General features: G+C 41.6%; 13 protein-coding genes. 5 read left to right on the forward strand and 8 right to left on the reverse strand.

Annotated elements, in window-relative coordinates; all coding sequences use genetic code 11:
• Nucleotides 1–110 precede the first annotated feature (110 nt).
• A complete protein-coding gene (ftsW, locus tag K7887_RS18085; protein WP_223491010.1) occupies nt 111–1,265 on the forward strand; it encodes a putative lipid II flippase FtsW in 1,155 nt (384 codons plus the stop codon).
• Entirely contained in the window at nt 1,241–2,407 is a 1,167-nt protein-coding gene (gene rodA / locus K7887_RS18090; RefSeq protein WP_223491012.1) for a rod shape-determining protein RodA, read from the forward strand. Before ftsW ends, rodA begins: the two co-directional genes overlap by 25 nt.
• 37 nt (nt 2,408–2,444) lie before the next feature.
• On the opposite strand, the gene K7887_RS18095 is transcribed toward rodA, so the two are convergent.
• Nucleotides 2,445–2,687, reverse strand: coding sequence for a YueH family protein (locus K7887_RS18095; protein WP_223491014.1), 243 nt, complete (start codon nt 2,685–2,687; stop codon nt 2,445–2,447).
• Between the two features lie 165 nt (nt 2,688–2,852).
• On the opposite strand from K7887_RS18095, the gene K7887_RS18100 reads away from it, so the two are divergent.
• Nucleotides 2,853–3,449 (forward strand): biotin transporter BioY, encoded by a 597-nt coding sequence (locus K7887_RS18100; RefSeq protein ID WP_223491016.1) that lies wholly within the window; start codon nt 2,853–2,855, stop codon nt 3,447–3,449.
• Between the two features lie 474 nt (nt 3,450–3,923).
• Here the strand turns inward: K7887_RS18100 and K7887_RS18105 are convergent, their stop codons facing one another.
• Complete coding sequence (locus K7887_RS18105) at nt 3,924–5,255, reverse strand: Na+/H+ antiporter family protein (RefSeq protein WP_223491018.1); 1,332 nt, start codon at nt 5,253–5,255, stop codon at nt 3,924–3,926.
• Between the two features lie 603 nt (nt 5,256–5,858).
• Nucleotides 5,859–7,367, reverse strand: a complete 1,509-nt coding sequence (locus K7887_RS18110) for a leucyl aminopeptidase (RefSeq protein WP_223491019.1) — start codon at nt 7,365–7,367, stop codon at nt 5,859–5,861.
• 100 nt (nt 7,368–7,467) lie between these two features.
• On the opposite strand from K7887_RS18110, the gene K7887_RS18115 reads away from it, so the two are divergent.
• Nucleotides 7,468–7,950: a divergent PAP2 family protein gene (locus tag K7887_RS18115; protein WP_223491021.1), complete on the forward strand. Its 483-nt coding sequence runs from the start codon at nt 7,468–7,470 to the stop codon at nt 7,948–7,950.
• Between the two features lie 15 nt (nt 7,951–7,965).
• Complete coding sequence (locus tag K7887_RS18120; protein ID WP_223491023.1) at nt 7,966–8,775, forward strand: cobalamin-binding protein; 810 nt, start codon at nt 7,966–7,968, stop codon at nt 8,773–8,775.
• A gap of 52 nt (nt 8,776–8,827) precedes the next feature.
• Here K7887_RS18120 and K7887_RS18125 read toward each other — a convergent pair whose 3' ends face one another.
• From K7887_RS18125 to K7887_RS18145, 5 genes are all read right to left on the reverse strand, one after another.
• Nucleotides 8,828–9,541 carry a 3D domain-containing protein gene (locus K7887_RS18125; RefSeq protein WP_223491025.1) on the reverse strand — a complete coding sequence of 238 codons (714 nt, stop codon included), beginning with the start codon at nt 9,539–9,541 and terminating at the stop codon, nt 8,828–8,830.
• A 620-nt stretch (nt 9,542–10,161) separates the two neighbouring features.
• Nucleotides 10,162–10,491, reverse strand: a complete 330-nt coding sequence (locus tag K7887_RS18130; protein ID WP_223491026.1) for a YuiB family protein — start codon at nt 10,489–10,491, stop codon at nt 10,162–10,164.
• Nucleotides 10,492–10,646: 155 nt separating this feature from the next.
• Entirely contained in the window at nt 10,647–10,769 is a 123-nt protein-coding gene (locus K7887_RS18135) for a YuiA family protein (RefSeq protein WP_157860702.1), read from the reverse strand.
• 175 nt (nt 10,770–10,944) lie between these two features.
• Entirely contained in the window at nt 10,945–11,424 is a 480-nt protein-coding gene (locus tag K7887_RS18140) for an NUDIX domain-containing protein (RefSeq protein ID WP_223491028.1), read from the reverse strand.
• 103 nt (nt 11,425–11,527) lie between these two features.
• Nucleotides 11,528–12,754 (reverse strand): NAD(P)/FAD-dependent oxidoreductase, encoded by a 1,227-nt coding sequence (locus tag K7887_RS18145; protein ID WP_060665617.1) that lies wholly within the window; start codon nt 12,752–12,754, stop codon nt 11,528–11,530.
• Nucleotides 12,755–12,953 lie beyond the last annotated feature (199 nt).

Below are 12,953 nucleotides of genomic sequence, written 5' to 3' on the forward strand. Positions count from 1 at the left end.
TACACAAGTTTCACATATTCCCAATATCTTTGTAACAGTGTGGTATTGTATAATAATATCGGGGGAATATTTTCTTTGTGAAACCAGCCTTTTTAAAGGAGTATTAGAGAATGATAAATTTTTTCAAAAAACTTGATTGGTTACTGTTAACAGCTATCGTGTTGTTATGTATATACGGTTTAATTATGATTTACAGTGCCGGGATGTTGCTAGGTTATGAACTTCATGAAGACTACGCTTATTTCTTTGACCGCCAGAAAACTTGGCTTTATTTAGGAATACCCGTTTTCATAGCTGCTATCATCACTCCTTACAAACTATATGACAGATTGACTCCTTTATTAGTAGGATTAACACTTTTCTCTTTATTACTTGTATTGGTACCGTTTATCGGAAATGAAGTGAATGGGGCAAGAAGTTGGTTTCAATTAGGGAGTATCAGTGTGCAACCCGCTGAAATAGCAAAATTGGTCATGATCATCTATTTTGCTAGGGTTTATGCAAGAAAACAGCCTTATATCCATCAGTTTGGTAAAGGCGTTGCCCCTCCTCTGGCTGTTCTTTTTTTAGTATTATTTTTAATAATACTTCAGCCCGATGTTGGGACCGGCTCTATGATTACCATTGCCTGCGGAGCTATCCTCATCTGTTCTGGAGCTAGATGGAAGCATATTCTATTACTTGGCTCTGTTGCAGCCTTTGCGATTTTCATTCTAGCAAAAACCGCGAGTTACCGTTGGGCAAGGATTACTTCTTTCATCGATCCTTTCGGTGATGCTTCAGACACAGGTTTCCAACTGGTGGAATCGTTTATCGCCATTGGCAACGGCGGCTTATTAGGGAGAGGCTTGGCGCAAGGCGTACATAAACTGGGCTATCTTCCAGAAGCTCACACAGATTTTATTTTAGCAGTAATATCCGAGGAACTTGGTATCTTTGGAATTCTGACATTGTTTTTGCTGTATGGAATCGTACTGGTACGGGGAGTTCGGGTTGGGGTTTCCCTAAAAGATCCTTTTGGCAAATTACTTGCATTCGGAATCACTTTCCAGATCAGCAGTCAGGTGTTCATTAATGCTGGTGCAGTAAGTGGTTTAGTTCCAATTACCGGCATCACACTTCCTTTCATCAGTTATGGAGGGTCTTCCCTGCTCATCACTATTTTTGCAGCAGGCATTCTAGTTCACCTATCTAAACATGCAACCATCGCGAGAGAAGCTAGAGAGGAGACAGAATCAACATGGGGACAGAAAATAACAAGCTAGAGTATAGTCGAATAGATTATACTTTGTTATTTCTGCTGTTTTTGCTATTTATTATCAGTTTAGTAGCTGTTTATAGTGCATCGGGTCAGTACTTCGTCAATGACCCGTATTATTTTGTGAAACGGCAGATTATTTGGTACATAATCGGGGTAGGAATTATGTTTTCCATCATGTTCTTTGACTACGAACTATTGGAAAACCTAGCCTTACCCTTTTATTTTTTAGGAATTAGTCTTTTAGTTGCCGTTCATTTATTCGGGACGGTAAGAAATGGATCACAGCGTTGGATCAACCTTGGCGGGTTTATGTTACAACCTTCCGAGTTTATGAAGATATTCCTGCTAATTTTGCTTGCAGGAGTCATTTACAAATGGGCGAAAGAAAAACATGAATTAGATACTAAGACTCCTATCAGTGTCGTAGTGAAAATTATGGTCTATTCCCTGCCTCCTTTTGGCTTGATCCTTTTACAGCCTGATTTAGGAACGGCACTTGTTGTTGGGGCCATCATGGTGACTATGATATTTATAAGCGGGACTTCTTGGAGGATACTTACCTTACTTGCAGGAACCATCATCGCTGGATTGACGACACTTGTTTATTTGCATAACAATCATATTGAATTATTCTCAAAGTTTATTAAGCCTCACCAGCTTGAACGGATTTACGGTTGGTTGAGTCGGGAGGAATATGCCTCCTCCTATGGTTTTCAGCTAACGGAAGCTTTGAAAGGAATTGGTTCCGGCCAAGTGTCCGGGCGAGGCTTATTAGAGGGCGTTCAGTCACAGAGCGGCCGGATACCTGAGGTTCAGACAGACTTCATATTCGCCCTTATTGGAGAGGAATTCGGATTCATTGGAGCAACTCTTGTAATCTCTATTTACTTCATCATGATCTATCGCTTAATTATCATTGCCATAAGCTGTGATAATCCTTATGGCACCTACTTGGTGACAGGGGTCATTGGCCTGTTGGCATTTCAGATATTCCAAAACATTGCCATGACCATCGGCTTAATGCCAATCACCGGCCTCGCCCTTCCATTTATGAGTTACGGCGGAAGTGCCTTGTTGACAAACATGATAGCCATGGGAATAGTCATGAGTGTCAAATACAGAACAAAAAGGTTTATGTTTAACTAATATAAAGCATCTCATCTTTCATTAGATGAGATGCTTATTACATTTCACGGACCCATTGTACAAGCTTTAAGGATAAATGTGTAGCATCCTCTGAACTACTGAATACAGACCGAAACTCTTCTTCCAGCCTCCGCGTCAAACTCGTATTACTTTCCTCATACGGAATAATAGTAGACCATTTAATAGAGGGAATAGCAATCAATGTCTGCTCCTCTTTTTTATTCTCATGTATATACACACTAACAGTATCCATTTCTAAATTTGCTTTTCTTATCTTCATAGGTAAACCTCCTCCTAATCTTTATAGTTCATATTTTAACGAGACTTACATAAATAATCAATTAACCGTTTCATTTGTCAACCTGAAAAAGAATGATGTTGACAACTATCAATCTTTTAGATTATTATTTTATTGTCAACTACATACAACAAAGGGGTTTACATTATGAAACGTTCACTGTCAACATTGGATATTACCTATGCAGCTATGTTTGTTGCCTTAATGGCAATTGGCGCCAATATCGTATCATGGATGCCATTTCTTCAAGTTGGTGGTGTTCCACTATCTATGCAGCCATTTTTCTGCGTTTTAGCTGGAATATTATTAGGCTCAAGACTTGGAGCTCTTTCCATGATTGTGTATCTGCTAGTAGGTATTGCAGGCGCACCGGTTTTTGCTCAGTTTAGTTCGGGGTTTGCAACAATCATCGGCCCGACTGGAGGATTCCTATTATCCTATGTGGTCACCGCTTTTGCAGCTGGACTGATTGTAGAAAAGAAAGCTCAACCGAAACTAGGCACATTTATGTTTGCCTCTTTCATTGGCATTTTTCTTATTTATTTTATCGGAACAAACTACATGTTTGTGATTCTTAACTATGTATTAGAAATAAGCACACCATATATTGCGGCATGGTCAACAATGGCTCTTTTCGCTTTAAAAGATGTTGTGTTTACGATCCTTTGTGCATTGCTTGCTGCTAGATTGTTCTATGTCGTAAATAAAACAACCAAAGCACCTTACACACGTAAGGTCGCTTAATAAGACAAACCGGGCAAAGCCGCCCGGTTTTTTTATAGTAATTTTAGTAATCTGTTAATCTCCGCTGTTCCTTTCCGCAAATAGCTGCGCTTTCCACGGGGCGACCTTGAGCCTCCTCGCAACGCTTGGGGGTCTCAACATTGCCGCTACTCCCCCGTAGGAGTCTTCGCCATTTGCTCCAATCCACAGCTAGGAATCACAAGAGCATTAGGCTACTGCTTTTTTCAGTATGTCGGTTAGATAGCTTTTTACACTTCTGTGAATGCAATAACCTTGTTGATTGGAGTGGAAGGCGCGCAGACGCCCGCGGGCGGAAGGGACAGGTGAGACCCCGGAGGCGCAAGCCGAGGAGGCTCACGGACCGTCCGCAGGCAAGCGAAGCGCCTGGAACGGAAATCAACGGTACAATATACCTTCTTATTCTTTAACAAAAAGCCAGGCTGCAAAACGCGCAGCCTGGCTTTTTTGTGTATTTTATAAGATTACCGCAGCAATACAGCCGAAAATAATCAGCGGGATATTGTAGTGTAGGAAAGTAGGTACACATGTATCCCAAATGTGGTTATGCTGACCATCCGCATTCAAACCTGAAGTCGGTCCAAGCGTACTATCAGAAGCAGGAGACCCAGCATCACCTAGAGCAGCCGCTGTACCAACAATAGCGATTGTTGCCATTGCACTGAATCCTAGCTCCGCACACAACGGCACAAATATCGCTGCAATGATAGGGATGGTGGAAAAAGAAGATCCGATTCCCATGGTTATGAGTAGTCCGACTGTCAACATGGCTAATGCTGCAAGCAACTGATTAGATCCAATCCATTCTGCAGAAGAAGCAACCAATGTTTCAATATCACCAGTCTCTCTTAAAACACTTGCAAATCCTGATGCCGCAATCATAACAAATCCGATGAACGCCATCATTCGCATACCTGATGTAAGGATAACATCGGTCTCATTGAATTTCATTACTCCGCCCGCATACAAGATGATGATCCCTACAAGTGAACCATAAATCATTCCTTGTACATTCAACACCTCGCTTAGGTAGACTTGCGTGGCAAGCGAGATAACCACAGCCACTAAAGCAATGATGATAGATTTCTTAGTATATGTCTCTGTTTCTTGGTCTCCTATAGTTTTTTGTTCGTACGTTCTCGGCTTTCTATAGCTGAAGAAAACCGCAATTAGAAGTCCTACTATCATTCCTGAAACCGGTATTACCATTGCAGTTGGGATGGAGGATAAGCTGATATCCAAACCGCTTTCTTTCATATTCGTTCTTAAAATATCATGGAAAATTCCGCCAAACCCGACAGGCAACAGGATGTATGGTGCCGTTAGACCGAAAGTGATGATCGTCGCTGTCAGCCTTCTGTCAATATTCAGTTCATTAAGGATCTTAAGTAATGGCGGAATTAAGATCGGAATGAACGCAATGTGAACAGGAACAACGTTTTGTGACATAATTGAAACTGCTAATAGGATAAGTAAAATAAGTACCTTGGATAACGCTTTTTTGCGTGTATCTTCCTTTGTTCCAACTAGCTTAATAGCACCTTCAACAAGTGCATCCGGAAGTCCTGTTTTGGAAAGTGCCACTGCAAAAGCACCCAAGAGGGCATAACTTAGGGCGACCGCTGCATTTCCTCCCAGACCTTCTGTAAAAGTATTGATTGTGGTTTCAACGCCTAAACCTCCAACCATTCCACCGATAAAAGCACCTGAAACCAGCGCAAGTACAACATTTATTCTAAGTAAACTTAATGTAAGCATAACCAATACGGCTATGATAACTGCATTCATAATAAAGACTTCCTTTCTATCTGTATATCATGTTGTTTTTTACTTTAGTCAATTAAATCATTAGAGAATTAGAGCAAAAAAGCATAAAGATAAATTAACATAGATTTAGAGAGACTGTCAACGGAAAAGTAAGGAAAAAATTTGGATTGGCAAAGCGTTAAACGGGAGTTGGCGGTTAATCGACGCTGTTCCTTTCCGCTAATGGCTTCGCTTTCCTCGGGGCGACCTTGAGCCTCCTCGGCAAGCCTGCGGGGTCTCAACATTGCCGCTACTTCCCCGATGGAGTCTCCGCCATTAGCTCCAATCCACAGCTAGAAGTTACGTGAACAAATCATCAATTCTTATTCAGTTAACTCGGTTAGATGTCCTTTTATTTACACTTAGTTAAATGAAGCAACCTTGTTGATTGGAGTGGAAGGCGCGCAGACGTCCGCGGGAGGAAGGGACAGGGGAGACCCCACAGGCGAAGCCGAGGAGGCTTCCGGACCGCCCGCAGGCAAGCGAAGCGCCTGGAACAGAAATCAACAGAATCTTATACTCTTAGTCCATAAAAAATACGCATCCTAAAGTAGGATGCGCATTAAATATACTCTGTATGAATGATTAATTTTCTTCTGTCTGTCCAAAACGCTCTACTAGTGTAACAAGCGTTCTAACCATAGCTCCTGTTCCACCACTTGGACCAAGGTCATAGGCAGACTTGGCAGTAGCAGTACCTGCGATGTCCAAGTGTACCCATGGAGTACCTTCTGCAAATTCTCCGATGAACGCTCCTGCAAAAATGGCATGCCCGTCACGACCCGGCGAGTTGTTCAGGTCGGCTACTTTGCTGCTGCGAACTCTTTCTTTTGCATGATCAAAAATCGGAAGTCTCCACATTTCTTCTCCTGCTTCATGGGATGCTTCAAGTACTTGTTCAAACCATGCCTCGTCATTTGTCATCGCGCCTGTGGTGTGATGACCTAACGCGATGATGACTCCGCCAGTAAGGGTTGCCACGTCAACAAGGTAGTTAGCTCCATGTTGTTTTGCATAGGTTACCGCATCAGCTAATACAAGACGCCCTTCCGCATCCGTATTTAAGATCTCGATCGTTTTTCCGCTCATGGAGGTGATTACATCATCCGGTTTAAAGGCTTCTCCGCTAATCATATTGTCTGTAGAAGCAATAACTGCAAGCACATTTTGCTCCGGCTTCAACTCACCAATCGCTTCCATTGCTCCAAGCACCGTTGCCGCTCCACCCATATCTGTTTTCATTCCGACAATGCCGTCTTTTGGTTTGATGGAATATCCTCCAGTATCAAATGTGATTCCTTTTCCAACTAAACCGATCACATCTGTCCAGTCTTCTTTTCCTTGATATTTCAGCACGATCATCTTAGGAGGTTCCACAGAGCCTTTGTTAACAGCTAACAAAGCACCCATCCCAAGCTTCTCCATCTCTTCTTTTTCAAGAATTTCAAGTTCAAAGCCATACTTCTCTGCTAGTCCAGCAGCATAGTTTGCAAGATCTGTTGCAGTTAACATATTACCTGGAAGGTTTACAAGCGTTCGAGCGCTATTTGTTCCTTTAGCAAAGACATATCCTACCTGTGCACTTGCTCCAACTTCTTCTTTATCATGTTCTGTCAGTAGAACAACCTGCTCCAGGTTCACTTCCGGTTCATTGGATTTTTGCTTATATCCTTCGTACTTATAAGTTGCTAACGGAATCGATTCACCCAAAGCATGTGCAACGTCTAACACATCCAAATCTTCTGTTACGAAAGGATCCAGCGCCACTACAACACTGTTAAGTTTTGATTCTTGAAGAGTTTTACCCACTTTACCAAAAACCTTACGCAATTCAACGAAAGTCAGTTTCTCTTCACGACCTGTCCCCACTACAAAGATTCTTTTGTAGGAAGTTTTGCCAAATGTATGTATTCTTGCTAGCTTTCCTTTTTTTGCAGATATGTCTCCGTCTTTTAATAATTGCGTCAGATGTCCTTCCAACTGAGAATCTAGTTCTCCCAACAATCCATCCAATTTGCTATGTTTCTCAGAAAGGCCTACTACCAACGCCTCCTGTTGACTTGAAAAGTCCACTTCATTATGTACGACAAACATATTTGAACACCTCCATTTTATTGTAAGTTTATTATATCGAACTTAAGGAAATAAGGGTATAGTAATAGTAACAACTGCTGAGAAAGGGCGATACTATCAAATGGAGTTATTTTCTAATTTTCCTCTGTGGGCTGCACTTGCAGCAATCGGATTTGCACAATTTGTAAAGGTTCCTATTCAATATATTGCTTCAAGAAGGATTGATTGGTCCCTGATCACAAGTACAGGTGGCATGCCAAGCTCCCACTCTGCTGCGGTTACGGCATTAGCTACAGGCGTTGCATTTGAAACTGGCTTGGATTCTCCGGTTTTTGCCGTTGCGACCGTCTTTGCTATCATCGTGATGTTTGATGCAACCGGGGTTAGGAGACACGCGGGCGAGCAAGCAATTGTGTTAAACAAACTTGTTGGTGATTTTAACCGATTTGTGGAAGAGACCAAGAAATGGCCGAAAATGAATGAACAAGAAAAAGTGAAAGATTTGAAGGAACTACTTGGCCATAAACCGATTGAAGTATTTTTCGGAGCGATTACAGGGATTTTGCTGACCATCATTTTGCATTATTTGGTTCATGTTATGTAAAGGAGGTAGGAGTGGATGAGACTTATATCCATTTGTCCGAGCAACACGGAGTTGCTACACTATCTTGGATTGACAAGCAGACTAGTGGGAGTGGACGATTTCTCCGATTGGCCAAAAGAAGTTTTAGACCTTCCAAAGCTTGGACCAGATTTGAATATCAATATGGAAAAGCTGGAAGCCTTAAAACCTGACTTAGTACTAGCCAGCTTAAGTGTCCCTGGAATGGAGCGGAACATTGAAGAGTTGGAAAAGCGTTCCATTCCACATATTATATTAAATCCACAATCACTCGAAGATATCGCGCGTGACTTGATGACGGTAGGAGAACAAACAAATTCCTCCTCCAAGGCACACGAGATTGCTTCCTCTATGAGGGAAATAATCCAGACATACAGACAGTGCGCAACAGCATGTGAAAATAAACCCTCTTTGTATTGGGAATGGTGGCCAAAACCCATTTTTACTCCCGGCAAGATCAATTGGCTGACGGAAATAAGTGATTTGGCAGGGGCAGTCAATATCTTTTCCGATAAAGAAGTGGCAAGTTACCAGACAGAGTGGGCAGAAGTGGTGAAGAAGAATCCTGATGCAATTTGTATGATTTGGGTTGGGGTAAAGGAATCAAAAATGAATCCTAAGCATGTGATGAAACGGGAAAATGCCGAGACCATCCACGCCGTTCGAAACTCCCACATACATGTACTAGAGGAGAGCCTCTATTGCAGACCTTCTCCAAGGCTTATCTTAGGATTACAAAAACTTGCAGCCCTTCTTCACCCTACAAGCTACCCCGCGTACACGGGAAACGACCCTTTATTGAAATAACAAAAAGCCGTACCCTCAGAAAACATTCTGAAAAGGTACGGCTTTTGTCATGCTATTCTCCGGTCCCTCTATATTGCTGACGGAACACCTGCATGCTTTCTTCTTCGTTTAACCTATTTAATTCTTCCTCGGTCAATGTGCCATCGCCTTTTTTAATAATATAAACATCTATGGTCTGCTTGCCCCAATCATTGAACACTTCATCCACTGTATCGTAGTAGAGATCGATTTTATTCCCTTTAATCGCACCGCCGATATCAGCCACTACTCCATAGCCATAACCGGGTATAAATAGTATTGTACCTATGGGAAAGACATTGATATCTGCTGCAATCGTCGAGTATAGATCCCTTTTCACTTTAAGACCTGAGTATGTAATCCCATAGCTTGGATCACCTGGATTCTTGCCTGTTGATTCATAGCCTGCTGTATATCCAGTGGCGTGGACCGTATGTGTCTCGTATTGATCCCACTCTAGATCTTCCAGTTTCTTTGGCTTATCTATCGCCTCTTCCGCTGAAACCATGGTAGGTGTTGCAGAAAGGAAATTCAATTGTTTTAAGTCTAGTCCGATTTTCTTAAAGAAGCCTTCTTGTTCTTCTTCTTGATCACCTTGTCCATTAGTGGCATATATGTTATTTTCTTTTAGCCAGTTGTGAATGGTGGATGCCTCAACACCTGATATGGATTGGAAGGTTACAGACAGAGCAAGTACAAATAATAACCCGATAACCGTCCTCCGACAAATTGTTTTCGCTAATTTCATGTGATTCACTCACACTCCTCTCACAAGATATTCCTTCCCTGTTTTGAAGAAAAGTATTCCTTTTTTGTGAGAAAAGCTAGTAATCACCTATTTTTTCCAATAATAAATACTAGATTAGTGGAGTATTTCGATGCATTAGGCAATTAAAAAAAACCGGCCAAAAAACGCTCGGTCCTTCTTAAAAATAAAACATTAGTTTGTGGTTTACAGCCGCTGTTCCTTTCCGCAAATGGCTTCGCTTTCCGCGGGACGGTGCTTGAGCCTCCTCACAACGCTTCAGGGGTCTCAATCTACCGTTACTCCCCCGCTGGAGTCTACGCCATTTGCTCCAATCCACAGCTAAAATTTGTGTAAATGTTACGTTAATGCTTGTTCAGCTACCTCGGTTAGATACCTTTTCATACACCTTAAATGAATGAAGCCATCTTGTTGATTGAAGTGGAAGGCGCGTAGACGCCCGCGGGAGGAAGGGACAGGTGAGACCCCGGAAGGCGAAGCCTGAGGAGGCTCACGGACCGCCCGCAGGCAAGCGAAGCGCATGGAACGGAAATCAACCGGATTATATACTTTCTTATTCATAAAAAATAAGAACCGGCACAGTACCGATTCTTAACTTGACTTTAAAACATTTGATATCCATTTTTGCGAAGCATTTTAATCACGATACCAGAAGTGATCGCCCCAGCTAAGCCACTCAACAAAATAGTGATATCCGCAACCTGCAAGGAAGCAACCTCTGAGCCGAGTTTTGAAAAAGCACTAGCTGGCTCCCTGAAATAATCGATCAATCTCACATCATCCTGAGCGATGATCCACACACATACTATTGGATAAATAATTGCCATTATCCAAGACATGCGCAATAACATATTTAAAAGGAATCCGATTCCAAAGAAAAGTACAAAAAATAAGACAACAGATATAAGTAAAATTGGTATATTCAATACCAAGCACCTCCATTACACATCTTTCCTTAGTGTACTGAAAGCGTTGATACGAGTCAATTAATTTTGGCAATCAAACAAAAACACAATCGCAATTGTCCTAAATACGTCATAAATGACCTATCATAGAACTAGCGCGATTGTGTGGAAAACTCATAAATTTATTTCCTTCCGCTTCCTCCACAGCAGGAACAAGTTTCTGATCCGCCTAGCAAAAGTTGAAAATACCCCTTACCCGAACAATACGGGCAATCCTTCTTCTCTGTTTGCAGTTGATTTTTCATTCCCTATCCCTCCAGATGATTTTTCTCAAAACAGAAATTTAATTTAATTTTCTGATAATATATCATCCTTTTTAGGGAAAAGGAAAGGGACAAAAACGGCTGAAAAATACGATGTAAGCGAATACATCTTATCCAATCTTTCTGTTTCTTACTTTTTCTTAAATTTACAGAATTATTAGAAAAATAACTTGTACGAACTATAGTTAAAAACCTGTCCGGGATTCATGGCATTCGTTTCTTTTAATATAGAAAGGTTTGTAAGCTTGGAGCAATAGTGGATGAGTAAAGAAGAATCCGGATCACTCTCCAATTCCTCAAGCGATTTAAATGCCGCGTCAGATAGTTCGCTTTCCTGATAGACAACGTCTTTGTTTAAGGGAGTACATAAAAACAGGAGCATATTATCGCTAATCCTTTCCTTAATCACGCCAGATCTGACTCCAACCAAACCGTCAACTTTTACTCTAATGCCTGTTTCCTCTAATATTTCACGAGCAACAGCCTCATCTACGGTTTCATTTGCTTCCACAAATCCTGCAGGAAAGGACCATTTCCCCTTTAGTCCTCCGTAACTTTTTTTCACGACAAGCCATTTGCCGTCCTCCGCTACCACAATACCTGCAACCGCGAGCCAGACATTTTCTCTTTTTCCCATGTTATCGTCCCCCTGTTTCTAGCTGATAAAGTAATGGTATCAGGAAAAAAGGCAAAAAGAAAAGCTGCACGTTATAAAAGGTGCAGCTTCTTTAAGATATATTTTATAATACGTTAAATTTACCTTTTTTCATTACTAGTCCAGCTCCACCGATCATATATAGAGCACGGTTGTCGACCATTTTCTTCATGAAAGATGCTTTGGAACCCCAGATTTTGCGACCGAATACTACCCCGATTGCATCATCTTCACCTAGAGAACAAACTGTTCCTTTTAGGTCTGGAGTGAACGTTTGTAATTCACCTTGGCCACGAACCAATACTGCCAAGTTTTTCGCACATACTTCCCCTTGCTGCATCGCGATTTGTGCAGTTGGAGGGTATGGACGGTTGATTTCTTCGTTGATGATTAGAGAACAGTCTCCAACGATGAATACATCCTCATGTCCAGGAGCGCGCAAGTATGGATCTACTTTCACACGGCCACGCATGTTTTCGAATCCGGAATCTTCCACCAAGTGGTTTCCACGTACACCAGCAGCCCAAACAACTGTACCAGCTTTGATTTCTTCCACTTCTTCGTCTTTTGCAACGATGATTCCTTCTTCCGTCGCTTCTTTGATCGCTGTGCCAATTTTGAACTCTACGCCTTTACGCTCAAGCGTGTTTACAGCGTATTCCACTAGTTCTGGATCAAACCCAGGAAGTACAGTCGGTGCTGCTTCTACACACACGATGCGTACTTTTTCTTTAGGAATATCAAACTCTTGGCAAAGTTCAGGAACACGGTTAACTAATTCTCCAAGGAACTCGATACCAGTAAATCCAGCTCCACCAACTACGATAGTTAAACGATCGTCGCGGCGGTGTGCTTCTGTGTTGTAAGTAGCAAATTGATATTCGATGTGTTCACGGATCTTACGAGCAACATTTAGGTTTGCGATTGTGAACGCATGCTCTTTTAAGCCTTTGATGCCAAAAGTCTCTGCTTCATAACCAAGACCAACCACTAGGTAGTCGTAAGAGATTTCTCCGCCTTTAGTCAATGCAACAGTTTTGGCTTCACGGTTGATGCCAGTAACTGTATCGTGTAAGAAATGAATCTTGCTGCGATCAATAACATCAGAGATTTTGTAACGCGTACGATCAGCTGGCAATGTTCCTGCTGATGCTTCGTGTAACCATGTAGACTCGTAATGGTAATCGTTTTTGTTTACCAACGTAATATCGGCTTCATTGACACCGATCATTTTTTGAAGACGAACAGCCGTTACTAGTCCACCGTAACCTGCACCTAGAATAACTATACTTGGCTTTTTCAAATGAATCACACCTTTTATATTGAAATTTTTTATAAAATAAATATGAAGACATGGAACAAATCCCACTTTACCTACTCTTACTATCCACTATTAAGATAAAATTTATTAGAAATAAATGATTGTGAAATACTTCACGAATATGGACGGCAAAAAAGTGCGAAATTTGTCACAAAGAAACTTAACCTACCTAACATCATATTCTTTTTCC

The sequence above is a fragment of the Sutcliffiella horikoshii genome (assembly GCF_019931755.1).
Taxonomy (GTDB): domain Bacteria; phylum Bacillota; class Bacilli; order Bacillales; family Bacillaceae_I; genus Sutcliffiella_A; species Sutcliffiella_A horikoshii_E.